The organism is Limibacter armeniacum, from assembly GCF_036880985.1.
Classification (GTDB): Bacteria; Bacteroidota; Bacteroidia; order Cytophagales; family Flammeovirgaceae; genus Limibacter; species Limibacter armeniacum.
Genome location: NZ_JBAJNO010000008.1, coordinates 503625 through 528639 on the forward strand (window position 1 = coordinate 503625; position 25015 = coordinate 528639).

20 protein-coding genes are annotated in these 25015 nt (G+C 39.6%); 8 read left to right on the forward strand and 12 right to left on the reverse strand.

Annotated features, from left to right (window positions below; genetic code table 11):
- Window positions 1–5: 5 nt before the first annotated feature.
- From V6R21_RS08065 to xrtK, 5 genes are all read right to left on the reverse strand, one after another.
- Window positions 6–3032 (reverse strand): SusC/RagA family TonB-linked outer membrane protein, encoded by a 3027-nt coding sequence (locus V6R21_RS08065; protein ID WP_334242532.1) that lies wholly within the window; start codon window positions 3030–3032, stop codon window positions 6–8.
- A gap of 441 nt (window positions 3033–3473) precedes the next feature.
- Complete coding sequence (locus V6R21_RS08070; RefSeq protein WP_334242535.1) at window positions 3474–4727, reverse strand: tetratricopeptide repeat protein; 1254 nt, start codon at window positions 4725–4727, stop codon at window positions 3474–3476.
- A gap of 82 nt (window positions 4728–4809) precedes the next feature.
- Window positions 4810–5631, reverse strand: coding sequence for a hypothetical protein (locus V6R21_RS08075; RefSeq protein WP_334242537.1), 822 nt, complete (start codon window positions 5629–5631; stop codon window positions 4810–4812).
- Window positions 5624–8434 (reverse strand): MSEP-CTERM sorting domain-containing protein, encoded by a 2811-nt coding sequence (locus V6R21_RS08080; protein WP_334242540.1) that lies wholly within the window; start codon window positions 8432–8434, stop codon window positions 5624–5626. Before V6R21_RS08080 ends, V6R21_RS08075 begins: the two co-directional genes overlap by 8 nt.
- The gene (xrtK, locus tag V6R21_RS32400) at window positions 8418–8951 is read right to left on the reverse strand and encodes an exosortase K (protein WP_408612977.1); all 534 of its coding nucleotides are present in this window, start codon (window positions 8949–8951) and stop codon (window positions 8418–8420) included. The genes V6R21_RS08080 and xrtK overlap by 17 nt, the downstream gene beginning before the upstream one ends.
- A gap of 181 nt (window positions 8952–9132) precedes the next feature.
- On the opposite strand from xrtK, the gene V6R21_RS08085 reads away from it, so the two are divergent.
- Complete coding sequence (locus V6R21_RS08085; RefSeq protein WP_334242542.1) at window positions 9133–9960, forward strand: alpha/beta hydrolase; 828 nt, start codon at window positions 9133–9135, stop codon at window positions 9958–9960.
- Complete coding sequence (locus tag V6R21_RS08090; protein ID WP_334242544.1) at window positions 9957–10574, forward strand: hypothetical protein; 618 nt, start codon at window positions 9957–9959, stop codon at window positions 10572–10574. Before V6R21_RS08085 ends, V6R21_RS08090 begins: the two co-directional genes overlap by 4 nt.
- Here V6R21_RS08090 and V6R21_RS08095 read toward each other — a convergent pair.
- The 4 genes from V6R21_RS08095 to V6R21_RS08110 form a co-directional block, all read right to left on the reverse strand.
- Window positions 10562–11353, reverse strand: a complete 792-nt coding sequence (locus tag V6R21_RS08095; RefSeq protein ID WP_334242546.1) for a LytR/AlgR family response regulator transcription factor — start codon at window positions 11351–11353, stop codon at window positions 10562–10564. The genes V6R21_RS08090 and V6R21_RS08095 overlap by 13 nt on opposite strands.
- A gap of 268 nt (window positions 11354–11621) precedes the next feature.
- Window positions 11622–12254 (reverse strand): LysE family translocator, encoded by a 633-nt coding sequence (locus tag V6R21_RS08100; protein WP_334242548.1) that lies wholly within the window; start codon window positions 12252–12254, stop codon window positions 11622–11624.
- Between the two features lie 24 nt (window positions 12255–12278).
- A complete protein-coding gene (locus V6R21_RS08105; protein WP_334242550.1) occupies window positions 12279–12752 on the reverse strand; it encodes an OsmC family protein in 474 nt (157 codons plus the stop codon).
- Complete coding sequence (locus tag V6R21_RS08110; protein WP_334242552.1) at window positions 12736–13239, reverse strand: MarR family winged helix-turn-helix transcriptional regulator; 504 nt, start codon at window positions 13237–13239, stop codon at window positions 12736–12738. Before V6R21_RS08110 ends, V6R21_RS08105 begins: the two co-directional genes overlap by 17 nt.
- 390 nt (window positions 13240–13629) lie before the next feature.
- On the opposite strand from V6R21_RS08110, the gene katG reads away from it, so the two are divergent.
- Entirely contained in the window at window positions 13630–15825 is a 2196-nt protein-coding gene (katG, locus tag V6R21_RS08115; RefSeq protein ID WP_334242554.1) for a catalase/peroxidase HPI, read from the forward strand.
- A gap of 502 nt (window positions 15826–16327) precedes the next feature.
- Here the strand turns inward: katG and V6R21_RS08120 are convergent.
- Window positions 16328–17062 (reverse strand): carbon-nitrogen hydrolase family protein, encoded by a 735-nt coding sequence (locus V6R21_RS08120; RefSeq protein ID WP_334242556.1) that lies wholly within the window; start codon window positions 17060–17062, stop codon window positions 16328–16330.
- A gap of 109 nt (window positions 17063–17171) precedes the next feature.
- Between V6R21_RS08120 and V6R21_RS08125 the strand changes: the two genes are divergently transcribed.
- Together V6R21_RS08125 and chrA are read left to right on the forward strand one after the other, a co-directional pair.
- The gene (locus V6R21_RS08125) at window positions 17172–18083 is read left to right on the forward strand and encodes an AraC family transcriptional regulator (protein ID WP_334242558.1); all 912 of its coding nucleotides are present in this window, start codon (window positions 17172–17174) and stop codon (window positions 18081–18083) included.
- Between the two features lie 82 nt (window positions 18084–18165).
- Window positions 18166–19311, forward strand: coding sequence for a chromate efflux transporter (gene chrA, locus V6R21_RS08130; RefSeq protein ID WP_334242560.1), 1146 nt, complete (start codon window positions 18166–18168; stop codon window positions 19309–19311).
- Window positions 19312–20079: 768 nt separating this feature from the next.
- On the opposite strand, the gene V6R21_RS08135 is transcribed toward chrA, so the two are convergent.
- Entirely contained in the window at window positions 20080–20847 is a 768-nt protein-coding gene (locus tag V6R21_RS08135) for a helix-turn-helix domain-containing protein (RefSeq protein ID WP_334242562.1), read from the reverse strand.
- A gap of 385 nt (window positions 20848–21232) precedes the next feature.
- Between V6R21_RS08135 and V6R21_RS08140 the strand changes: the two genes are divergently transcribed.
- Both V6R21_RS08140 and V6R21_RS08145 read left to right on the forward strand, forming a co-directional pair.
- Entirely contained in the window at window positions 21233–22078 is an 846-nt protein-coding gene (locus V6R21_RS08140; RefSeq protein ID WP_334242564.1) for an SIR2 family NAD-dependent protein deacylase, read from the forward strand.
- Between the two features lie 655 nt (window positions 22079–22733).
- Complete coding sequence (locus V6R21_RS08145) at window positions 22734–23471, forward strand: CPBP family intramembrane glutamic endopeptidase (RefSeq protein ID WP_334242567.1); 738 nt, start codon at window positions 22734–22736, stop codon at window positions 23469–23471.
- 424 nt (window positions 23472–23895) lie between these two features.
- Here V6R21_RS08145 and V6R21_RS08150 read toward each other — a convergent pair whose 3' ends face one another.
- Window positions 23896–24021: a hypothetical protein gene (locus tag V6R21_RS08150; protein WP_334242570.1), complete on the reverse strand. Its 126-nt coding sequence runs from the start codon at window positions 24019–24021 to the stop codon at window positions 23896–23898.
- Window positions 24022–24264: 243 nt separating this feature from the next.
- Between V6R21_RS08150 and V6R21_RS08155 the strand changes: the two genes are divergently transcribed.
- Window positions 24265–24897 (forward strand): hypothetical protein, encoded by a 633-nt coding sequence (locus V6R21_RS08155; protein WP_334242572.1) that lies wholly within the window; start codon window positions 24265–24267, stop codon window positions 24895–24897.
- Window positions 24898–25015: the final 118 nt, after the last annotated feature.

The following is a 25015-nucleotide window of genomic DNA, read 5'->3' on the forward strand; positions in this document are numbered from 1 at the left end:
TTTGATTAGAATGTGACATTCAGACCGGCTTGAATAGTCCTTGATTCGGGGAAAGTATAACGGTATTCAGCAATCCCATTCCGGTCGCTTCTGTTATCTTCCTTGTACCAGTAGCCAAGATTGTTGGCACTCAAGTTTACATTGATTGAGCTGGCATGAAGCTTTTGGCTAACAGCCTTTGGTAGCTGGTATGAAAGTTTGACATTGCTTAACTTGATATGTGTCATATCATACATAAAGCGAGTAGTATTGCTAACCAAAGATGCAGAAGTGCTGAGTTTTGGCACATCTGTCTGATCTCCTTCCTGCTGCCAACGGTCCAGAGCATTAACACTCTGGTTCATATAATTGAACCTCACCCCATCTGACATGGCTGTGGCCGCTGTAGTAGATATCATTCTGTCACCTCCTAACTGGTAGGTTAGCAAAACGGACAGGCTAAGTCCTTTATAAGACCATGTGTTTGTCCATCCTCCTTGTGCATCAGGGCTGGTGTTTCCGATAGCTATTCTGTTTTCTAGTTCTTTAGCTAATGAGCTATCTTCTGTAATGGTTCCATCTGCCAGTTGCCACTTAGGAGCCCCATTGTCAGGATTTACTCCTACGTAGATGACACCATAGATGGTAGTGTTTGAGTTTCCTTCTACCACACCGTTGATTTGGGAATCATGCTGTGGTGTTTGTTCTTTGTTGACATAAGTAATCAGGTTCTCGTTATGGGCAATGTTGAAGTTAGAATGCCAAGAGAAGGTAGGCTTATTGATAAAATATCCTTTCACTGAAAGTTCCCAGCCTGTATTGCGCATATCTGCTAGATTGACAGCTACACTGTTAAAGCCACTTTCATAAGGAACACTTAAAGTGGAGATGGCATCTGTGATGTAGTCACGGTAGTGCTCCAAGGTGATGTCAAAAAGATGGCTGATGCCAATATCCAGTCCAAAATTGGTTTTCAGGGTTTTCTCCCAGCCTAATGATGGATTAGGTGCAGATGATGGTAGAGCGCCAAGTTGTCCATTATAACCATTGTATTTACTATAGGAATACAAACCTCTTGCTGCATAGGTACCTACCTTTGAGTTTCCTGTTGTACCAATTGAAGCTCTTAGCTTAAGGTTATCCAGCCATTGATTTTGACTTTGGAACCATTGTTCATTGGACATTGTCCAACCTAATCCGAGAGAGCTGAAAAGGCCTTTTTGTACATCTCCTCCAAAAATAGAAGTGGCATCTTGTCTGACACTTGCCTGTAGACTGTATTTGTTGTCAAATGTATAACTCAATTGTCCGTATTGCGAAATGGTTCCATCACTCAGTGAAACAGAGCTAGTAGACTGGTTCGCCTTATCTCCTTGTCCCAATACTGGGTTCTCTTCAAAAGGCAAGTTTGATTCACTACCTCTCAAGCTATGGCGGTACTGGTCTTGAATTTCAAAGCCTGCAAGTGCCGATATAGCATGCTTTTCGGCAATTGTTTTCTGATAGTGCAATTGAGTAAAAGAGATCCAGCGGGAGGTATTATCTTTTTTCTCTGAAATATATCCGTTTCTATTGGCACCTAAAGCGTTTTCTTTGGAGTAAAAATAGTACTGGTGACTATTGGAGGCATCAATACCCAAGGTAGAGGAAAGGGTTAATCCATTCAGAATCTTATAAGACAACTTTAAGTTTCCATTGATATTCCATTCATTATGGTATTGATTGTTTTGAGCCAGTGCTGCCAGTGGATTTGCACGAGACTCAAAGAATCCACTATTATTGAATGATCCATCCTCATTGTATGGGGAGATGTTGGGAATGAAATCCAATGAGTTGAACTGGTTGAAAATATCCTTGTGCAAGTGACCTATACCCAGTACAACTGTTGAATGCAGTCGATCCGTCAGTTGGTTGTTAAGTGATATACGGGAAGACAACCGTTGTAGTCCATTCCCTTTTGAGATCGCTTGTTGGTCAAAGTAATTCAAAGACACCCGATAAGTGTTTTCAGGAGTACCTCCAGAAAGGCTGATTCCCGCTTGGGTAGTACTTCCTGTTCTCAGTACCAAGTCTTGCCAGTCTGTATAGATATCTGTTGTACCAACTCTATCAGCAGCCTCTTCAGGCGATACACCAGAGTTGATCAGGGTCTCGGTGTAGAGTGTTACATATTGTTCACTGTTCAAGTACTTGATTGGGTTGATGATTTCAGATACACCGTGCGAAAAGTTGAATTTTGCCTGCATCTTACCTGATTTTCCTTTTTTGGTAGTAATCAGTACCACTCCATTGGCAGCGTTGGCACCATATATAGACGCCGCCGCTGCATCCTTCAGTACCGAAATGGACTCAATATCGTTGGGGCTAAGTAATGAAAGTGGATTTATGTCAGTTGAAGTAAATGCCCCACCAGTTGTTTTGAGAACATTGCTTTCATGTACATCAAAAAGAGGAACACCATCCAGTACATACAATGGCTGGGAAGAAGCGGTAACTCCTGTAGAGGAGACTGAGTTAAGTGTATTCTGACCACGGACAAATACCTTGACCGGAGTCCCGGGATCAGCAGAACTCATTTCCACTTGTACCCCTGCAACCATACCTTCAAGCATCTTGTCTACGCTTTCCACAGGGCGATCTGCCTGAAGTGCTTCAGATGTGACAGAGGCTATACTACCAGTTAGTTTTTCCTTTTCCTGTTCTCCAGCATAACCAGTGATTACTACTTCATTCAGTTGCTCTTCCTTATATTCTAAGAATACTTCGAAGTTTTTTTGCCCATTGACAGGAACTTCTTTTCGCTTCATTCCAAGATACATGAAAACCAATTTTCCATCTTCAGTATCTACTCTAACCTTGAAGTAACCATTAAAATCGGTGAGCACTCCAGTACCAGTTCCTTTAACTTGTACCATTACACCAGGCAAAGGTTGCTGATCTTCCTGAGCGTGGACGATGCCTTCTACAAATCTGGTTTGGGCAATAGCAGGATCGCTTCCTGCTAGCCATATAAGTACAGCCAGTAAGAGATAAAATAGTTTGTTGTTAGTCATTGTTCAGTTCTAGTTTCTCCGCCTTTTCCCTACAGGAGTGTAGGTGAAAAACAGCAGATAATCTCTGGTTTTAAATTGCTAATTATATTCTGCATCACATCTTTGATACAGAATGTATGTTTGATTTATTTTCAATAAATCGAATGAAATATTTAATTACACACTGCGGATAGATAGATTTATTCTCAATTTCACAATTGAAGGCGCTAAATTAGATTAAATCTAAATAATAAGTCAAAAAAAGTTTGAATTTTTTTAAGTGTTGATTTGACTTGAAAATGAAGAGAGTGGGATGTAATGACTATTACTTTCGAGTAGGCAATAAGGACAGTATATACATTGAAGCGTGATTCTCAGTTAATCGAATTGTAAGTGTTAGTATATTGATAGTCAACCCTTTAATTGGTTGTGGTGTGTCGGTGATTAAAGAATATGATTACCCTACTTGAATAGGGTTGATATTTTATGATATGCTAATGGAAGAATCCGAAAAATGATATTTGAAATAATGAAATAGACTGTACTTTGGTTAAACTCATAAATACTGAAGATGGCAATGACAATTGTAATAATTACATAGCTAATTGACCAGTATTTGGCACTGTGTGATGAGTTTAAAACTTGGTAAATTAAAGTGATAAAAGGAATAATGTGTAGAGAAATTAGATATGAGGTGATTGATGCATAAGCATTTATATAAAAACTAAATGACAAAATCAGCAGTACCATGATTAACAATGTGCTGATTGTCTGTGTAGTATTGAATAAGTATCTCGATCTTCGATTAGAAATGTATAACCAGAAGTCATATATACCCATTGGAATTATCATAATGAGGGGATGAATTAGGTTTATATTCCAAAATATTAAGTAAATAGATAACCATGGAATGGCATTTTTAAAGCCTAATTCACTACTGTATAAGTTTGCGATACAAAAGAGAATAAAGGTAGAGTAAATTATGCCAATAAGATGAGCTTCATTACTTCCTTTTTGACCTAAGTTACGAGCAACTTTTTGAATTGTATTATAACCTGGCAGTTTGTTGCGCAGGGATACCTTGTAAGCATTTTGAAAAAAAGGATTATTAGGTTGCTTAAATAATGCTGATGATAACATTTCAGTAGAGGACTCATCTCCATGTGTAAGAGAAATAAGTCCGTCAGTGAAAAGGTTTTGTGCATTAATAGGGTTATCTCCTAATAAAAAATCCGATATATGTTTTGCTTCATCTTGTTGACCTAAGAAAGAGAGTACTAATGCTTTTGCCCTAAGGCATTTTGCATTGGTTGGGTCTATACTTAGACCATTATTTGCTAATTCCAATGCTTTATCAAAATTGCGTTTTATAACATATAGGGAACTAAGGTCTCCAAATATATTGGCATCATTGGGATTGAATGCTATAGCTCTGTTTAAGTGATCTATTGCTTTATCAGCATTTTGAAGTTGCATTTGAATTTTTGCAGCTAACTGGTAGTGTGCACATTCTATAGGGTTAAGGCTTATAGCCGTAGCAATAGCTTTGACAGATTCATTCAATTGACCTAATTGGCAATAATAGATAGCTAAAAATGCATGAAGACCATCATCATTAGGAGAGGTAGCTAGTAAGTCTTGAATATATTTTATCCCTTGTTTGTATTTTTTGTTTTGAACATAAAACCTAGCACTTGTTACCTCTTCGATAGTCATTTTAAAATAGTTGAATAAAAAAATATTAACCTTATTACCTATAGATGTTTATTATATTTATAAGTGGAGTGAAATACTAATTTTACCCTAAAATAAAATCACTATCAATTATTTTAAGTGTTATGTGCTTGCCTGTAGGGTAATTCTCAAAACCGGAGATATGACCTGTAAGGACGTTATACCTTTCAATCAGTTGCTCCAACCCAGTCTCGAATTGATGGATATCCACTTTCTGTTTTTGTGTTAACTCTCTTCCTTGTCGTCCATTCGTAAAGAACAACATTAAGTTATACTGATCTCCACACCTTTTTTCAAGATAATGGACAACATTGATATTGGCTTCATCGGTGATAGTCAAAAGGTCTTTAAGGAAACCTTCTTTGTTGGCTGAAAATAAGTTACAGTCAAATCGGATAGAAGAGGTTTCTGCATTCCATTTCTTAGGTGAAGAAGAGACTATGCTCAGGTAAGGCTTGCTTATACCTAAAGCTTGATTATCTGCTGGATTTGAAAGTTTAATCAATTCAGCATCTGTTGCTCGTTTTTCTGTGCTTATCAGTTGTGTCCCATGATTTTTTAAAATATCCTCTACCTTGATAAGTAACTCGAATTCAAAATCATTTATCATATATCCCCCAGTCCCAATCCTTAGATGGTTACCTGATTTGTAAACAAAAATGTAAGCACCCTTATGGGTACTCACAAGCTTTTCAATATCAGATAACAGTAGGTGAGTATTCTCAACTGATATATCAGTCATTAACTCTGCTGGGGCATCTGCAAAACCACCCAGTCCTTTTCTGAATTTGAAAAAGTCATAGGAATATAATCCTTCCGGAAAACCATAATACCAATAAACACCTAATACCATACTGACTATATATTTTGATAATTCACTACTCATTAGTAGCAGTTCTTCTCTGTTTATACCATATCACAAAGATCAGCAGAACAGCTAGTAATATAAGACTTGGTTCACTCATTCTTTGCGTGTCCTCACTCAGATCCAATGATCTATTGCCTGACAAAACCTGCTTCTGTTTCTTTTTGAGAATGGCTTTTTGTGCTTCATTTTCTACAACTAAATATGACGTTACCGGTGTCATGATTTTAGAAGTAAAACTATACTTTACCAAGTTCAGCCACTCTTGGCTAGAGGTCTCAGGATGTAGGGTATTAGAAATCCATTTGCCTTGCAAAATCAGGGCAGAAGTCCAGTCTTTTTCAGAAATGTCGGCTGATTGAACCTCAAAGAGGTCTGACTTTAGAATGACACTTGCCTTTTGATTATCAGGGATATATCTGATAGAATTGTCTTTTAATTTATATGCCAATACTGGGTGGCTAAAAGACAATGGCTTATTGCTGCGAATTGACTGATAAGGATTTGAAGTTAGGGAGTGAGGCTCCAATTCACCTGATTCATTGAGGTTATAGAATATATCTCCTTCAGGAAAGGCAAATTGCCAATCGGATAAATCTTTATTAAACACTGCATTTTCAAGATTATCTGTAACAACAACCATTACAGGGTATGTGTCAGATTGTGCTTTGTAAGAATTAAATAGTGTAGTCTTGATGGCTCTGTCAATATAAAATCCTTCTCCAAAGTTTTCCTCTTGGAGTTGCTGCTCCCAATTGTCATCAAGTGAGGTCGTAGAAACAACACTGTTGACCAAGCTGATTTTGGCGTTTTCAGTCAGGCTTTTATACTTCTCAGTAATGAAACCAATTTGTTTTTTGAACCTTGAAATGTTCTCTTCTTTGGAAATATCCAAGATGAAATGAAAGTAAGGTTTTCGGTATACTTTGGTCAGTTCTTGTTTCTGTTGTACTGATACATATACCATGTCATCAGTCTCAACAATGTGCTCCTGATCAGTTTTTGGCTTTCCAAGCTCAACAGTGTGTTCATCAATAGTGAACTGGATAGGTTCTTTATGAATCAGTTCAAACCCTGTTTTTCTTGTTTCATTATTGGAAAAAGGGAAGACCCTGAAGGCGACTTTATTGCCAGTTAAGTAATACAATATTCCAGGGTCCCGATTCTCACTACGGATATTTGAAAACACCCACATAGCGGACTTTTTCTCAGCGAGTATACCCATTTCTTTTTTGTCACCTACATAGAGGTAGTAATCACTGATCCATGTACCTTCAGGTAGGTCCAATGTTGTCGCATATTCTGATAGCCATCTGGCATCCTTATTTTGATTGGTGATTTCTAACTCCACCCAGCTTTTCCAAGCATTTTGGGATTGATCAAATACACTGTTTGTTGAAATGTTGGAAATGGAAACCTTGTCATTCTGAATATTTTCAGTTCGTAGTTCAAGTGAAGTACGACCAAAGAATATCTTTTCGATGGTGTTGATCTTGGCATCAGATAAGGTCAGGTTATCCAATACAAGAAAGTTGAAATATGAAGACAGGTAAGGTTGATGGCTTCCAAAAAAGTCATTATTATTTTTCTCCTTATGCTTTTTGATAACCGCTAAGGTGTTCTGAAGTGAAGCTTTGTCTAGGTGATATTTTTTTGAATAGTCAGGACTGTAGAGGTAGTCTAAAGTCTGGTGTAAAGTCTTTCTGTCATTCAGGTAATCGTTTGTGATAATAAGGGGAATCGTCATAAAACCTACAATGGAAAATATCCATATCGCACTGTTGGTATAGTATGTTCTCAGGAATGTGAAATCATTAGCCAACTCATTGATATGAACTATAAATAAAACTAATGGAGTCAGCATCAGGAATCCTGTACCAATTGCTACAATGGCAATAACGGATAACGGAAGAAAAGGAAGGAATACAATGAAAAAGTAAAAAGTGTAGGCAAATGTAAGACACCTGCCAAAGAAAAGGAGTATGCGGTATAACTTATGTTCACGGTTGGGCAAACAGATAAAAATACCATTCAGGAGAGCAATGATATAAAACCAATGGTTGGAGAAATTTCCAAAAATGCCTATTTCTCCCATTGTGAGGCTGTCGTTTAAGACCCCATTGTTTAATGCCAATCCTGTCAAGGGGAGAATGATTGAGATAGGAACCTTCCAATACAATTGATATTTCTGCCAGACCACTGATTTTTTAGTAGCTAAGATCAGTATACCACGGACTAGGAAGAATAGAAAAGCTAAAGTACCTGCTATGAGGAGGATTAGTATCACATGAATATTAAAAAAGCTTTCAGTAGGTTGCCATAGCGGCAGTATTACTTGTGCAAAAACATACCATACGATAGGTATCATAATGGCCATGTAAAAGCTTTTTTTAGCTTTGAGACCTTGGTCTACTGGCGTGAAATGTGTCACCAGAATAAACAAGGCATAAGCAAGTGTCGGCATCAGAAATGTGCCAACATATATAACCATACTACCTGGTATCATCCAGTCAGGAATAGAAGAAGGAATTATCTCCTGAAGGTGAAAAGCATAAAGGTAAATAAAAGGAAGATGAGAGAGTAAGGCGAAAATGGCATAGTAGAACGAAATACTTTGCTGCTTTAGGATAAGGTAGGTTGCATATCCAAAGTTAAGTAGCCCTAGAACACCCAATGTCAATCCAAATGTTTTCCAAAGGGTTATATTCTCTTCACTCAATAGGCTCTTGATAATCTGAAACTCACCATATAAGATTAAAAACAGTATAACAATGGGTAGTGTATTGATGATGAGTATCCATTTCGGATTAAGTAAGTTTCGCATTAGCGTTTCTAGTTTTAAGTATCCTCTCTGTTATTAAGTATATAAGTATCAAAAAAGTCAGGTTGGTGAGTATACCAATGCCTTCATGAATGATTTTCTCCTTGATAGGAAGTGCCAAGGCTGCTTGTTTCTGGATAATCACAGAGACAAAAATCCTTGAACTATTTACCAATACAGTAAATATATAAGCTCCTATAAATGAAAAAATAAATGCTGAGATTTTAAGAATCACTTTCTCAAAATATTTTAAGCTAAGGAATACCAGCATTAAAAAGCATAAGAGCCAAAAGTTAAACCCTGCACATGATTTGTCTATAATGATATCTAATTGTTGAAAATAGTACCCACTGTCTTGAATGAAAACAGATTTAGCACCTGTCAAAAATTTGACAACAAGATTGGTAGGTTCAAGTAAAAAAATTAAGTCAGATATGTCCGCTATCGTATACAGGTACTTCAGTATGATAAATAACCCAATAGCACTTATGTAGTAGGGTATGTTTTTATGTTCTATCACAGTTTATGGGGCTTTCTAAAGAACTGTCACAATATAATACTATTATCCTTTGGTAGGATAGCAGAATCAAACCTTCCCATACATCACAAATACAAGCCACTTTATCCCTAACTGCTTGACAACATAGCTTTTTGCTATAGTGAGGAATAAAATTGTTCCATAAACTTTAAAGCAAAATTTTATGAAGCATTCAATTTTTTTTCAATTCCAGACCATGCTGTTGGTGACTTTTATTTTGTGCTTATCAGGCTGCCAAAGTGACGGTTGGTCATCTGTGCAGAACAGTGAAACGCATTACTTGAAGTCTAAATACACCAATTCAAATTACAGGATTAATGTATGGTACCCTGAAGGGTATCAGAGCAGTGAAGACTATCATGCAGTTTATTTATTGGATGGTGATGATTACTTCAGGGAAGTGGCCGAATATCTTACTGGAGTGGGTAGGGAAGACATTGTTCTGATAGGGATTGGATATAAAGGAGACAACCAGAGAGGCCGAGATTTTTCCTACCCTGAAGATGATGACTTTCCCAATGATTCAGGTGGAGCAAAGCAATACATTCAGTTCCTGAACCATGAGTTGATTCCCTTTATAGAAAAAGACCTGAACCTCAATAGTATTGACAATACTCTCTTTGGGCATTCATTAGGTGGGTATTTAAGTTTGTATTTACTCTATCAGCAGGAGTATGAAAACCCATTTGATTATCACATTGCAGCAAGTCCCAATATTATGTGGTACCGCCACTACTTGTTTGAGTTGGAAGATGACTTTTATCGGATGGAGCAAGTCATAACTCAAAATATCTATGTGACTGTCGGTGATTTGGAGGGAGTAGCCTTGAATACATCTTTTGATGCTTTTCAAAACCTGCTGGAAAGTAGAGATTATAAGACGACAGTAGCTTTTGAGCGGTTACCAAATACAACTCACCGGAATAGCCCAATTCAGTCATTTATAAAAGGAATAGCCTTATTTTTTAATACTAAAGTTATTGCAAAATGAAAAATTACCTGACCCTGATATTTGTGTTGATCAGCCTGCCGACATTGTCTCAAAATCCATATAACAGTCCTGCTGATTATAGAAGGTGGCAAGTAGCAATAAACTTTACGACAGATTTATTAAATACCAGTTATGGGGATAACTATGGTATAGTGGCTAAAGCAAAAAGAAGTGCCTTTAACAGTCGTCATTTTCAGATGTATTATGGTGTCGCTTATCAACATAATGTTATTGATGAGCACAAAAACCTTTTTTCTGATTATGTAAAAGGTTATACCAGAGATATTGGGGCTTATGCTGTATATGAGGTCGTTTACTATCCGTTTAGGCAGGTAGGAGTATTGTTGTCTTTGGAACCTTTTGTGGGGTATACCCATCTGCACTCTATAGGTAAATTGAAAATGCCACACCATGATGTTTACGTTAAGTACCATCACAATTATGGTTACTTTAACTATGGCTTCACCCAATCTTTAGGATATACAATCAATCGGTTTACAATCAATGGCTTTGCAATGGTATCCTTGAAAGGAATGACAGATAGTGGACGTTTTCGTCCGGGTGATTTTGATTCCAGAATATTATTGGGTGTAGGTTTGGCTTATGGTTTCTGACTGAAAAAAGCGGTTTTGAATGCCTGATACTTATTTCTTGAGATTGGGATTCCTTCCGCTACATTTTCAAGTGATAGTTTGAAATTCCGGGCATTCCCTGAGGCGGCTGTTATTTTGTTCAGGTTAATAATATAAGAACGGTGAGGACTCATAATAAAGGCAACGTCAGAGAGAGAGTCCATTAGCTTTTTGATGGAAATGCGGTATGGCGTATAGACCACCTCACCATCTTGTTTTGTAACAATGTCCACGTAGTTCCCTTCTGATTTGGCAAAGATAAAACAGTTCAGGTTTAGCGTTATGACTTCATGCTTGTTGTTGGTCTGAATCTGAATTGTTTTATCTGTTTCTATACCTTGTTGGTTAATTCTTTTCTCTAAAACTGTGTTGTAGGCATGTGCAGTCTGTAAGTTCCTTTTCAGTATAATGGTATAATTTAGCCACACAACCATTAGTGTTGGGATAGAGCCTAGTCCAAGAACATAAAATGCGGCATTTCCGAACCTTTTCAGAAAGTTGGAAATGGGTTCTTCCAGTAAAAAGGAGAAGACAATGTTGTTGAAAAAGGCAATGGTCAGCAGCAGTAATAAAACCAATAATACCTCCTTGCCAATCGTCCAGTTTTCTTTGGTTTCAATAGAAATGAATAAACGTGGAGCAAGCTCTACAGTCAGTATAATACTGAGGAAAGTTATGCTTGCAGCAATTAGACAAACCTCCAATACAGAAAATGAAAGATGCGTCGGAAGAAATGACCTGTTTATCAGTAGGTAATTCATTCCATAGACCATTACACTTATGACCGATGCTATTAAAAAATTCCTTTTGGGTGTTAATAAATAGGGGTAAGACTGGTTTAACCCTTGATATAAACTATTTAGCATATTAGCCTGACTTCCGTTTCAATAGATTGTGATAAAACCTCATTTTGCTTTTATACAAAATGAGGTTTAGTAAGGCGAAATAACAATTATCTTTTCTATTGAGTGATAACCCTATATTAACTTTTGATGATCGTAAAAATGAGAAGGTTGACCCTTGCTTACATTACCTTTCTGATAAAGCCAGTTTGATGCCCAGCAAGACAAAAATCCCACCTGTTATTTTATCTAACCAGATCTTGAACTTGTAATTCTCTCGGATTCTGGTGGACATCTTGGATGCGAAAAGCGCCAGTATCAGGCACCATACAGTTCCAGTAGCTAAGAAAACCAGGCCAAGGATTAAGAAAGGAATGGGGCTTTGAGCAAAATTCGGGTCGATGAACTGAGGCAAAAATACTAAAAAGAATAAGGCAACCTTAGGATTGAGGATATTGGTGAAAATGCCAGACAGAAAGACTTTTTTGTAGTTGGTGCTTTCTTGAGAGGTGTCTACTTTAAAATCCTCTTTTGTTTTACTGAAGAGTGTCTTAATGCCTAAATAGATAAGGTATGCAGCTCCTAGGTATTTTACAGCCATAAATGCAATAGCTGACTTTGCAAGAATGATAGAAAGACCCAATGCTGCAAAAATGCAGTGTACCAGCTCTCCTGTTGAGATGCCAAGAGCCGATAAAATTCCTGCTTTTTTTCCTTGAGAGATACTTCTTCCCAAAATGTACATTGTGTCAGCACCAGGCGTCAGGTTCAAGATGATACCTGCGATAAGAAATGCTTCAAAGTTGATTATTCCGAACATAAAAAAAGTATGGTGGTAAAGAAACTATTTGATTTTAATTTCAGGGTTATGTGAAACGATAAAGTTACACGAATTAGCGATAAAACACATCTTGTTGGCTGCTTCATGTAATTCAATAGCCAGTTGTTTTTTTTCTAGGTTGTCTATTGTTACAACTGGATTGAGCGTAACCTCTACAAACTTCCCACTGCCATTATCACTTTCTTCCATAATGCCGGTAGCATTGTCCTGATATTCAGAAACAATAATATTGTTGGTAGCACAAAGGTGTAAATACCAAAGCATATGACATGAGGATAGTGATGAGAGAAATAGTTCTTCAGGGTTGTACCTGCTTTTGTCACCTAGAAAGGCAGGGTCAGAAGATGCCTTGATGGAATCATATTTACCTACAACACTAATAAGGTGATCCCTGTTGTAGGATTTGTAATTCAACGTTCCTTCTCCCTCATTACCTGTCCATTCGACCGTAGTTTGATAATTATGAAGCTTCGCCATCTTGTTCACTTTTTAGTTTATGAATGATTCTGTCCCCAAATGAGGATTGATTGAACTGCTGTTCTATGGTATCCAAGTATTTTAAAATTTCAGTTTGGTGATGAAGCATTTCTGTGATCACCTCCTCACCGCAATCCCATATTTGTTCCACCGCCGGAAGCGTATCAATAGCTTTCGGGGTGAGGGTAAATACAGTCCTTCTTAAGTCATTGGCATCTTTGGCACTTTTCAGGTATCCTTTCTTGATCATCTTATTGGTAATGGTAATCACAGATTGGTGTGTAAAGCCAATACTGTCAGCTATATCGATTACGGATATAGCCTTACGCTCATTGACCAGTTTTAAAATCAAATACCAGTTAGGCTCTATATCCAAGTCCAGTTTTTTATACATAGCTCTGGAACTGTGTGACATCGCATCGGCAATTCTTTTGAGTCTTGTTCCCAGTGCCCTAAGACCTAACTCTTTTACTAAATCCTCTTTCATAAGGGCAAAGGTAATACTTTATGCAGTTGACTGCGTAATGTTTTATTATTCGTTAGCAGAGCTTTAGTAAGCTGCTTATTTACTGCTTTTAATGGTCGAATTGCTTGTGGTAAAGTAAGGTGTTTTTGAAAGTAATAATGTGAAGAGGGTGTTAGGGGTAGGTGTTGTATTTTCTAAGCAGTCTTACAGTCTATGGCTTGGTTATTAAATGATTGATATACTTCTGTTTAGGGTCTTTTATATGAGACATATTTCTGTAAATTTAGATTAAACCCAATCAGTGTTGTAACCATAACTCCAGTCTATATATGTATAAGCTTTTTCAATTTATATATAGAGAAATTATATCGTAAATTAATTACACCAATAATAACCTAAAATATCTTTGCAATGACAGACAAAACATCATCAAATGGTAGTGCAGGCAAATGTCCATTTCACCACACTGCCGGTGGAGGTATGCAGAACAAAGACTGGTGGCCAAACCAGTTGAGAGTAGATCTTCTAAACCAGCACTCCTCTAAATCCAACCCAATGGAAGAGGGTTTCGATTACGCCAAAGCATTTAACAGTCTGGACTATGAGGCGCTGAAAAAGGACCTACATGCGTTGATGACCGACTCACAGGAATGGTGGCCCGCAGACTTTGGTCACTATGGCGGTCTTATGATTCGTTTGGCTTGGCACAGTGCGGGTACTTATCGTATTCAGGATGGCCGTGGTGGTGGCGGACGTGGCCAACAGCGTTTTGCGCCACTCAATAGCTGGCCGGATAATGTCAGTTTGGACAAGGCTCGCCGATTACTTTGGCCAATCAAGCAGAAGTATGGGAATAAGATTTCATGGGCTGACCTTTATATTCTGGTAGGTAACGTTGCCTTGGAGTCCATGGGATTCAAGACAATTGGTTTTGCTGGAGGCCGTACAGACACTTGGGAACCGGACCATGATGTGTACTGGGGTGCTGAGGGCGAATGGCTGGCAACGAGTGATAAGCCAGACAGCCGTTATTCAGGAGATCGGGATTTGGAGAATCCTCTTGCAGCAGTGCAAATGGGATTAATCTATGTAAACCCTGAGGGACCTGATGGCAATCCTGATCCTGTAGCAGCAGCCAAAGACATTCGTGAGACTTTTGCCCGTATGGCGATGAACGATGAAGAGACTGTAGCCCTGATTGCAGGTGGCCATACCTTTGGTAAGACACATGGTGCTGGAGACCCGACACTCCTTAGTGAAGATCCAGAGGCTGCACCAATGGAGGCGCAAGGCTTAGGTTGGTTTAGCAAACACGGTACAGGTAAAGGCCCTGATACGATAACAGGTGGGCCTGAGGTGATTTGGTCACAAACGCCAACCAAATGGAGCAACCACTTCTTTGATAACCTGTTTAAATACGAATGGGAGTTGACCAAAAGCCCTGCTGGTGCCTATCAGTGGGTAGCGAAAGATGCGGATGCAACAGTGCCTGATGCTTATGATGCAAACAAGAAACATAGGCCTACGATGCTGACGACTGACCTTTCGCTTAAGTTTGATCCAGTCTACGAGAAAATCTCTCGCCGTTTCTACGAAAATCCAGATGAGTTTGCAGATGCTTTTGCTAAGGCTTGGTTTAAGCTAACGCACCGTGATATGGGACCACGTTCCCGTTACTTGGGACCTGAAGTGCCTAAGGAGGTGTTTGAGTGGCAAGACCCGATTCCGGAGGTGGATCATACATTGGTTAGTGATCAGGATGTATCTTCACTTAAGGCTAAGGTATTGGCATCTGACCTGTCAATAGCGGAATTGGTATACACAGCTTGGTCTTCAGCGGCTACTTTCCGTGGATCAGACAAACGTGGTGGAGCCAATGGAGCACGCATCCGTCTGGAGCCACAGAAAAGTTGGGAAGTCAATCAGCCAGAACAGTTGGCTAAAGTATTGAAAGAATTGGAAGGTATCCAGTCAGTGTTCAATGCAGCAGGCGGTGCAAAAATTTCTTTGGCAGACCTGATTGTATTGGCTGGTTGTGCAGGTGTTGAACAGGCCGCTAAGAATGCTGGATTTGATATAACGGTACCATTTGATCCGGGAAGGATGGATGCATTGGCAGAGCAAACAGATGTGGACTCTTTCGAGCCTCTGGAACCTGTAGCAGATGGTTTCCGCAATTACCTTAAAAGCCAAGTTCCTGTTTCTGCTGAAGCACTGTTGATAGACAAAGCGCAGTTGCTGACCCTTTCTGCACCTGAGATGACAGTCCTTATCGGAGGTATGCGTATGTTGGGTGCCAACTTTGGAGGTACTAACTATGGGGTGTTTACAGGTAAAGAGAATACGCTGAGCAATGATTTCTTTGTCAACTTGCTTGATATGGGAGTTGAGTGGAAGAAAAGCGGGGATATCTATGAAGGGTATGACCGTGAAACAAACGAAAAGAAATGGAGAGCTACTCGTGTAGATCTCGTGTTTGGTTCCAACGCAGTTCTTAGGGCTATTGCAGAGGTGTATGGTTCTGCGGATGCTCAGGAGAAGTTTGTGAAGGACTTTGTAGCAGCATGGGCTAAGGTGATGAACCTTGACCGTTATGATTTAGCTTAGTCACAAAACCAGTAGCTGGTTTTATTTAGAAAGGGTGACCATCACAATGGTCACCCTTTTTTCGTCCTTTTAGGACTGAAAATATCATTTGCATGATGAAGGACTAAAGTCCATCGCTGATATATTTTGTTCCTTCAGGACTTTTGCCCTGAAAGGAAGGCATAATCCATAGTTCACGTTAAATAGAGAAGTTCATCTCCTTTGGAGTTGGATAAATGTGATTTACTTACACCACAGGCAAAAGCCTACGGTTACTATTGTTCAATCCCTTCGGGATTATTTTCTCTTACAGCAAACACCGTTTCTGAAGGAAACAAACAAAAATAGCCACAGGTGTGAGCCTGTGGTACATTGTTCCATGTCTTCCTAACCCCAATAGGGGTTGAATGGGTGATGCCTATTAATTAGGACAACTTAATTATCCCATTGTAAAGGAGCGAACCTTTTTTAAGTACTGAAAGGGAAAGGTATGGTAGCATTGAATCTCAATCCATTTCATCGGTTAGCGATTTTCAGCAACTATGTTAGCCTCTTTGGTTTCGGTATCAAATACAATCATCCCTTCCTCTTCAGTACCAAGCTGAGCCAGTAGCTGACCGTCCTTGTTCCAAACCGAAGACTTACCTGCACATGCATATCCACCAGACGTGCCAATAAAGTTTGCCATCATCGTGGTCATCTGGTATTGCTTGGCGATGTCACCCAACTTCTCCAGATCGGCGTCAACCCCGCTTACAGCGTTCAGTACACTGGCTACGTAGGCAGTAGCCTTGTTCTGTGCAGCCATTTCGTGGTGTTCCTTATTGGAAAGCTCATAGCAGATGGCAGGTGCAACGGTTTCAGCACCAAAGGGAAGCGCCAGTGGGTTATTGGCTGCTGTAAAAACGGAAGTTTCAGTCGGGTATAGGAACTGCTTTGAATAGGTGATGCGCGCCTGGCTAGGACGGAATATAATCATGCTGATAAACAAATTGTCTCCGTCTCTTGTTGGTAAGCCTGCTCCAACCGTAACCTGATATTCATTGCTTAACGCTTGAATAACATCCAGTCGCTTGTCGTCTTGGTTGGTGGCGATGGAACTGGCAAGTTCAGGCTCATACCCACTTAATGAAAGCTCAGGGAACACCACCATGTCGGCACCTTGTTGGGCTGCCTTTTTGATCCAGCTTACATGTTGGGTGATGTTTTTTTCAATGTCTCCTTTTACGGGCTCCAGTTGTACAATGGCAAGTTTCATTTTTGGCTTCTGTTAATTTAGTCTGATTGTGAAATCACATAATGGCTAGGAAGGTATAGGTCCCCCAAGCCGCTACGAAATTATCGAATGAAAGGGAATTAACACCAAGATGTTGAATGAATTATTCAGGTTGGTTTTACCTTTAGGTACTGATAATAGAGGGAGATGTATTTCAAAGCAGCAGACAGATAAAGCAATGGAGAAAGCGGTTAAGATAAATGACAAGTTGAGGCATGGGGCACCCCTGAAAGTGGCCCCATTCAGAAAGCATATCCGCAAGACGGAACCCCATAAGCACAATAGTTATTTCGAGATCATTTTCCTGTCAAAGGGAAGCGGTAGCCATACCATTGATGGACGTCAGTACCCAATCAATCCGCCTATGCTGTTTTATATCCGTAAAGAGCAGGTCCACTGTTGGGACATCACCACTGAGCCGGAAGGTTATGTGTTGTTGCTTAAGAAAAACTTTTTGGATCAGTGTCTTGATCGGGCATTGGATGAGCTGGTATTGAAAGCCAGTGCTGTTACAGCCGCTACAGTTACCAACCCAGACCCTATCGTAAAGCTGTTTGATTTTTTGATAGAAGCCAATAACGTTGAAAGCCCCTATCAACAGACCATATTGGAAGGATTGCTGAAAGCGTTGCTTGGCAGTTGCCTTAGCCATTCCCAAACAATTGACCCGCTTCAGGAAAGAAAAAACACGCTATTCAATGCTTTCAGAAAGGCATTGGAAGAAAACAGTTATGAGCAGCGAGATATTCAGTACTACGCCGAAAAGCTGAATACATCACCACAGAACCTGAACCATGCCTGCCGTTTGGCGGTAAATCAATCTGCCTCCGCATTTGTAGCAGAAACCATGATCAGTGAAGCCAAGCGCATGTTGCTCTACACAGACCAATCTGTAGCCCAGATCGCTTTCCAGCTTCACTTTGCAGACCCATCCCATTTTGGCAAGTATTTCAAAAGGCATACAGCGCTGACCCCATTGGCTTTCCGGAAGATGCATGCATAAGACCATTCTATTTTCAAATCGACCATAATACCTATAAAGCATGTTCTAAATTTGTAGCAATTGAGAATGAATAGAACAGGACATGTTAGAAGAAAGAATAGACAATAAGGAAAGACTGAAGGAAGTCGGGAAGTTATTTTTCAAGTTGGGATGTATCGCCTTTGGTGGTCCTGCTGCCCATATTGCCATGATGGAGGAAGAGGTGATCAGCAAAAGGAAATGGATGGACAGGCAACACTTTTTGGACTTGATGGGCGCAACCAACCTGATACCCGGACCCAACTCTACAGAGATGGTGATGCACTGTGGGCATGAAAGGGCAGGCTGGAAGGGAATGGTAGTGGCAGGGCTGGCTTTTATATTTCCGGCAGTTATGATAACCGCCGTATTTGCATGGCTATATCAGCAGTATGGTCAGTTGCCAGCCGTAGCACCTTTTATATATGGCATAAAGCCAGCGGTAATCGCCATTATCCTGTCTGCCATGCTCAAGCTGGGTCAGAAGGCATTGAAGCATACTCAGCTTTGGGTGCTGGCAGGGCTGACGGTATTGGCATGTGTACTGGGAGTCAATGAGATTGCCGCCATGTTTTCCTGTGGTGTGATAGGGGTGTTCCTGTATTATATACAAAGTTCCGGATCAGCCTCTCCCAAAAGTTTTGTTCCGTTGCTGGCAGTTCAGGCAGCCTATGCACTACAGGAAAGCATGACGCTGAAAGTATTTTGGCATTTCCTGAAGATCGGCAGCTTGCTATATGGAAGCGGTTATGTGCTGTTTGCTTTTCTGGATGCCGAGTTGGTTGCCAACGGATGGCTGACAAGGCAGGAGCTGATGGATGCCGTAGCGGTAGGACAGTTTACCCCCGGACCCGTACTTTCTACAGCGACATTTGTAGGTTGGCAAATGGGAGGCGGACCGGCAGGGGCATTGGCCGCAACGGTAGGAATCTTTGCACCATCTTTTATACTGGTGGCTATCCTTAATCCATTGATGGGAAAGGTAAGGAAGTCAAAACCCATTTCAGCATTCTTGGATGCCGTAAATGCCGCAGCAGTGGCGGTGATTGCAGCAGTAATGATAGAGATGGGGCAGGAGACGCTGACCGATTGGCGAACGATTGCAATTGCCCTGATCAGTATAGCCGTTACGCAGTATTGGAAATCACTGAACAGTGCCTATGTGGTAGTGGGAGGTGCATTAATAGGTTATGTACTTCATTTGATTTAGGTAAAGCAATACCCAATTTAATGTGTGATGTAGGATCACGGCTAGGTCGTGGTCTTGCAGACCATAACCAAATCCTGTTGGTATGATTGAATACAACCTAGCTGTGTTTTTACTTGATAACATTAGAGGTTTCGCTGCTACAGAGCTTGTCATCATAAGAAAGGACTCACTACAAAGGTTTTGCTGCTATGGAGCTGTTCTTTTATAATGTGAGTTATGGATTAGCATTATTTCGTCCTTTTAGGGTGTGGTGTTGTATTAGTTGTTATTACATGAAATCCTTTCAGGGCATAAGTCCTGAAGGGACAAAATATATTAGCGACGGGTTTTAACCCGTTGTCATAAAAAGATCCATTAGCCCTGAAAGGGCGGTATAAAAATGAGCTACTAAACCAAGTGTCCTGCATGCTGTCAAATGAAGGTTTCTGTCCTAGGCATAAATCCATCACACATATTAAACATCACTAAATCAAGCAGAAGCTCTGCCGCAAAAAATTTACTACGGAGAACCCCGCCCATTCAGAAGTAAACGCAACACTTCTGTAGGGATGACCCCATATGGTCAACCTAAAAATTATATAATTACCAAACGGTTGTGGAATTTCATTCAAAAAAGGGGAAAAGTTAGTTCAAAAAATTACAGCTGAGCATTTCGGCTGTGCTCAATATCCACATGTACAGTTACTGAGCATTTCGGATACGCTCAATGACCACACATATGGCTGCTGAACGGAGCCGAAGCACATAGATACTGAGCTTGCTAAAGCATCACGCAGCCCAACCTGGACCACTGCGGCACTTTACCTCCACAGCAGCAGTATCAACCGCTATTGGCTTAGGCTGCTGTATTTCCCTATACAGCAAGATGCCCTCGTCTTGTGCTTGCGCTTTAGGTATAGCTATCTTGACCTCAATAGCACACTCCTGCGGTTTTTTCTTATACAGCCACCACCAGTATTTGGGCATTCTGATATAAGGGCGCTCACGATAGGGCTTCTGCCTGATAGACTTGCCCGTTCCTGTAGGAAAAGAAAAGTAATTGTGCCGCCCAAACCGGTAACGCTCAGAATTCTCACAGTACATACCCCACCAGTCACGTTTGCGATGCAAATTGAGCCAAGCTTTCCTTACCTTATGGTTGTAGTCATAGCGGCTACGGTAGCTACGCATGTCATGCCACCACCAAACACGTTTGCGGGGCTTTCGTACCTCCAACCGATCCCTCCAAGTCCACTCAGCAACGCCTACAAACCGTAAACTCAAATGGTAGGAACGCTTATAAGTACTGATACCACCCTTGGGCATAGGCTGTGGCTGTCTGTTCCTGTAAGACTTTATACCTGCTTCCATCCTGCGCAGATGGGCTTTGCGGTTCGCTTGAAAAGCAAGATAGCGACCATCTGCCTCACTATTGCGCGCCACCTCACGACTTACCGTAGAACGGTGAACACCAAGCGCACGGGCAATGGCTGCCAATGACTTGCCAGCTTCCAGCATAAGACTGATCTGTCTGCGGTGTTCGTTGTGGAGACGCATTTATTCGTTGAGGATTGAGACGTTTAGATGAGTTTACAAAAAATTGTTGAGAATAGGAAGAAGGAGCTAACCGTTGATTATTCGTTTATTAAACGTTTAATCCACGGTTAGGTAAGCAGCTTTGATTATCTTATCAAATGGATAAAAGAAAGGATAGCCTTTAGAGATATAAAAGAACGCATCGTGTTACCGGTCTATAACCTTCTATATAAAGGTAATATGTCTGCAAAGAAGTTTTGTACAATATTGATATATGCTGTAGCTTAATGGAGTTTTTGACACAGTGTGTATATCAACCATGGTGCTTTTACCCCCTGATTTTACGGAATATATACCACTGTGCACTATATACAATTGTTATCATCAACTTGACTTATAAAACTGAATGGATTGGAGTAGGTTAGAAAATGATATAAAAGTCGCAATAGCTTCAAAACAGAAAATAAGCTTTTTAGTAGGTGCTGGCCTAAGTGCGGAAAGTGGTATTCCAACCTTTCGAGGAAAAGATGGCTTTTGGAAAGTCGGATCAAAAAACTATCAACCCGAAGAGATTGGAACTTACAGAATGTTCTGTTTGAACTCCGAGGAAGTTTGGAAGTGGTTTTTATTTAGAAAGACTATTTGCAAGAATGCTCAACCTAATGAAGGGCATTTGGCTCTAGTAGAAATCGAGGATTTATTGAATGATCAATTTGCTCTAATAACTCAGAATGTCGATGGATTACACAAGAAAGCTGGCAACTCTTTAGAAAGAACTTATTATGTACATGGTGATTTGGATTTTGTAAGATGTGGTGATGAGTGCACTTCAAATTTATACCCTTTTCCCCAAGGTATTTCCGACAAGAAAAGAGGAGATCGAATAACAGAACAAGAACAGAAATTACTGAAATGTCCAAATTGTGGTGAAGACCTCAGACCACATGTGCTATGGTTTGATGAAACGTACAACGAAAAATATTATAAGTTTCAAACAGTACGTGACATAGCTGACAACACGGCATTACTATTCATTATTGGAACTTCCGGTGCAACTTATCTTCCAACTGAGTTTGTGGATAGGGTTAGTTTCTTCAACGGTGGAATAGTTGATATTAATCTTGATGACAACAACTTCACTGAGTTTATCAAATCCTACGATAAAGGATACTTAGTAAGGGACTCTAGCAGTCAAGTGTTACCGAAAATTGTGGAGCTGATGAAAAAGATGATAACACTAGGTAAAAAGTAATAGCTGCGCAAAGCCTTGCGAGCAAAAGGCCAAGCTACTACTTTTACCAATGTACGTTATAAGCCATTCGGAAAGTCCTGCGTTTTGGTGGAGAGGTGGCAAGCAAGGAGATAAGTAATGGCAGCCGCAAGGTGGTTTTTAAAGAAAAAAATAAAGCTTAGCTTTTCTGCGCCAGACCCGAAGGGTTTGGTTTTTTACTTTCAGCCTGAGGCTTAGAGAAAACCTGTTTTCGGAAAGCGGAAGGTAGCAGGTGAAAAAAAGCTGATAACCTGTCAGCGTATGCAGAAAAGCTAACGTAATTAAAGGACAAAAACCACCTTACGCCGATAAATGAACAGCATCTCCTTAGCAAAGGTGTAGCCCCAAAACAGGTTTCGTGCCGGCTTGTCCATTGGAGAAACGGCCGATAGTTTAGCCACAGCCTCAAACTCCATCCGTTTCATTTTTTAATAACTCCCTACTAGCGTAAAGAAAAAGCCGGATCGAACAAAGTAGCAGGAGCAGGAATTCCCGACGGTATCTGTTTTACTTTCACACACTGTGCCTCACCAAAGAAGCGCTGTAAAACAGCTTATAACATGCGCCATCGGTTTATTAAATCTTGGATTAGTACTATCTTGAGAAAGATCAAGCTTGAACAAACGATAGCTTGTTGTTGGCGACAATACTGAAAATGACCATAGTATACAATACAATTATTACTTTAATATCCTGGCTAATTATTTATCTGATTGAAAAACGGAATATTTTTAAAGCATGGATAGAACCGACAAAAAAGCGATTTAAAGAATTCATTAAAGGGTTTTCCTTAATGGCTATTTTATGTGTGATTACGCAATTAATTCTCTCCATGTCAAGTAATATAACATGGAAATTGTCAAACGATTTAAACATTAAAAAACTATTATCTTCTATCTATTATGATATAAACTCAGTGCTGTTCGAAGAGTTTCTATTCCGAGGTGTACTGCTATATTTGCTAATTAAATACTTGAATAGTAGAAGTGGTGTTTTAATATCATCTATTGCTTTTGGTATTTATCACTGGTATGCGAACGGAGTTTTAGGCAACCTTCCTGCAATGACCCTAGTTTTTTTGGTAACAGGATTTATGGGTTATGTTTTCGCTACTTCGTATGACAAGACAAAATCGTTAATCTTGCCAATAGGATTGCACTTAGGCTGGAACTTGACTAATCACAACATCTTTTCAAACGGACCAAATGGAATAATGATCCTTCAGGTTAATGGACAGCTCGAAGTTTCAAATTCACATCAACTGATTTCATTTGGTCTATACATGATCACAATTACAGGAGCATTGCTTTTTGTAAAATCAAAATACATTACAAAACAAGAAAGAACTATCGCCAACAATGTATATAGCAAATAGGGCGTTCGGTGGTTACCCAAAGTTCAGTGCTATTTACAAACACCGCCAAATCGTTGATTTGGCTTTTAAGAATGAATAAGTTAAAAACAAAATACAACGCTTTGGCTCGGAGCTAGCTTGAAAGGACTTTGCTTTCTATAGCCCTACATGCCATATACTAATCGTTATAAGCCATTCGGAAAGTCCTGCGTTTTGGTGGAGAGGTAGCAAGCAAGGAGATAAGTAATGGCAGCCACAAGGAGGTTTTTGAGTAAAAAATAAAGCTTAGCTTTTCTGCGCCAGACCCGAAGGGTTTGGTTTTTTACTTTCCGCCTGAAGCCTTGAGAAAACGTGTTTTCAGAAAGTGGAAGGTAGCAGGTGAAAAAAGCTGATAACCTGTCAGCGTATGCAGAAAAGCTAACGTAATTAAAGGACAAAAACCACCTTACTCCGATAAATGAACAGCATCTCCTTTGGCAGAAGAGTAGCCCCAAAACTGGTTTCGTACCGGCTTGTACATTGGAGAAACGGCCGATAGTTTAGCCACAGCCTCAAACTCCATCCGTTTCATTTTTTAATACTCCCTTCTAGCGTAAAGAAAAAGCCGGATCGAACAAAGTAGCAGGAGCAGGAATTCCCGACGGTACCTGTTTTACTTTCACACACTGTGTCTCGCCAAAGAAGCGCCGTAAAACGGCTTATAACATGCGCTATCAGTTTATTAAATCTTGGATTAGTACTATATTGAGAAGGATCAAGCTTGAACTAACAATAGCTTGGTGTTGGCAACAATAAGGAAAGAGAGACTTTTACCATGAGGAATATTTTAATTAGTGTACTTTTATTAACAACTATTCAGGTTTTTTCTCAGAATCTAACTACAGAAGATTATAGAATACTTGAGACTGTTATATGTAATGAATCAAGTAAAAAGATAAAAGTTGAGTCAATGTGCTTTTATTCTATTAGTAAGTTTGATTTTTATCAAGACAGCTCTTTTCTGGATAAGGAAAAACTAGAAGGAAAAATTAGAATAGGACATACTCCATTGATTGAAAAGTATGATAAGATACCTTATGTAACCATTTTGAATCATATAGATTTAGATACTTCTCAGATTAATAAGTATCTTGACATAAAAGTAGATGGAGTTTTTTGGGATGCACGGAAAATCAAATGTAAGAGATTAGTAATTAAGAATTCTCTACGATTTGAAAAATTAGGATATAAAGTGGTTCGACCTTTTAGAAATACATTTTCCTCAATAAAATTTAGAACAGTCGGCAGACCGATTTATTTGGATAAAAACAATGTACTGATTAATACAGCATATTTTAATGTAAAAAAAGGAAAAGGAGCTAAAGAGTATGAAGTTGATTTGTACTATCTTCAAAAGGTTGATAACAACTGGATTATAAAAGAAAGATTTAATTTTAATATACACTAGAAATATGAAATACTGTTGCCAACAAAGTGTCATAAGTAATAGCGGCAAAGTGCTGTATTTCAGCATTTGTGGTACGCATCAACATCATCAAAATTTGATGCATTCCACTACGCAAGTC

Excerpts from the sequence above, each read along its gene's own strand:
- V6R21_RS08065 (WP_334242532.1), bottom strand. The coding sequence starts at position 3,032 with ATGACTAACAACAAACTATTTTATCTCTTACTGGCTGTACTTATATGG.
- V6R21_RS08070 (WP_334242535.1), bottom strand. The coding sequence starts at position 4,727 with ATGACTATCGAAGAGGTAACAAGTGCTAGGTTTTATGTTCAAAACAAA.
- V6R21_RS08075 (WP_334242537.1), bottom strand. The coding sequence starts at position 5,631 with ATGAGTAGTGAATTATCAAAATATATAGTCAGTATGGTATTAGGTGTT.
- V6R21_RS08080 (WP_334242540.1), bottom strand. The coding sequence starts at position 8,434 with ATGCGAAACTTACTTAATCCGAAATGGATACTCATCATCAATACACTA.
- V6R21_RS08085 (WP_334242542.1), top strand. The coding sequence starts at position 9,133 with ATGAAGCATTCAATTTTTTTTCAATTCCAGACCATGCTGTTGGTGACT.
- V6R21_RS08090 (WP_334242544.1), top strand. The coding sequence starts at position 9,957 with ATGAAAAATTACCTGACCCTGATATTTGTGTTGATCAGCCTGCCGACA.
- V6R21_RS08095 (WP_334242546.1), bottom strand. The coding sequence starts at position 11,353 with ATGAATTACCTACTGATAAACAGGTCATTTCTTCCGACGCATCTTTCA.
- V6R21_RS08100 (WP_334242548.1), bottom strand. The coding sequence starts at position 12,254 with ATGTTCGGAATAATCAACTTTGAAGCATTTCTTATCGCAGGTATCATC.
- V6R21_RS08105 (WP_334242550.1), bottom strand. The coding sequence starts at position 12,752 with ATGGCGAAGCTTCATAATTATCAAACTACGGTCGAATGGACAGGTAAT.
- V6R21_RS08110 (WP_334242552.1), bottom strand. The coding sequence starts at position 13,239 with ATGAAAGAGGATTTAGTAAAAGAGTTAGGTCTTAGGGCACTGGGAACA.
- katG (WP_334242554.1), top strand. The coding sequence starts at position 13,630 with ATGACAGACAAAACATCATCAAATGGTAGTGCAGGCAAATGTCCATTT.
- V6R21_RS08120 (WP_334242556.1), bottom strand. The coding sequence starts at position 17,062 with ATGAAACTTGCCATTGTACAACTGGAGCCCGTAAAAGGAGACATTGAA.
- V6R21_RS08125 (WP_334242558.1), top strand. The coding sequence starts at position 17,172 with ATGTTGAATGAATTATTCAGGTTGGTTTTACCTTTAGGTACTGATAAT.
- chrA (WP_334242560.1), top strand. The coding sequence starts at position 18,166 with ATGTTAGAAGAAAGAATAGACAATAAGGAAAGACTGAAGGAAGTCGGG.
- V6R21_RS08135 (WP_334242562.1), bottom strand. The coding sequence starts at position 20,847 with ATGCGTCTCCACAACGAACACCGCAGACAGATCAGTCTTATGCTGGAA.
- V6R21_RS08140 (WP_334242564.1), top strand. The coding sequence starts at position 21,233 with ATGGATTGGAGTAGGTTAGAAAATGATATAAAAGTCGCAATAGCTTCA.
- V6R21_RS08150 (WP_334242570.1), bottom strand. The coding sequence starts at position 24,021 with ATGAAACGGATGGAGTTTGAGGCTGTGGCTAAACTATCGGCCGTTTCT.
- V6R21_RS08155 (WP_334242572.1), top strand. The coding sequence starts at position 24,265 with ATGAGGAATATTTTAATTAGTGTACTTTTATTAACAACTATTCAGGTT.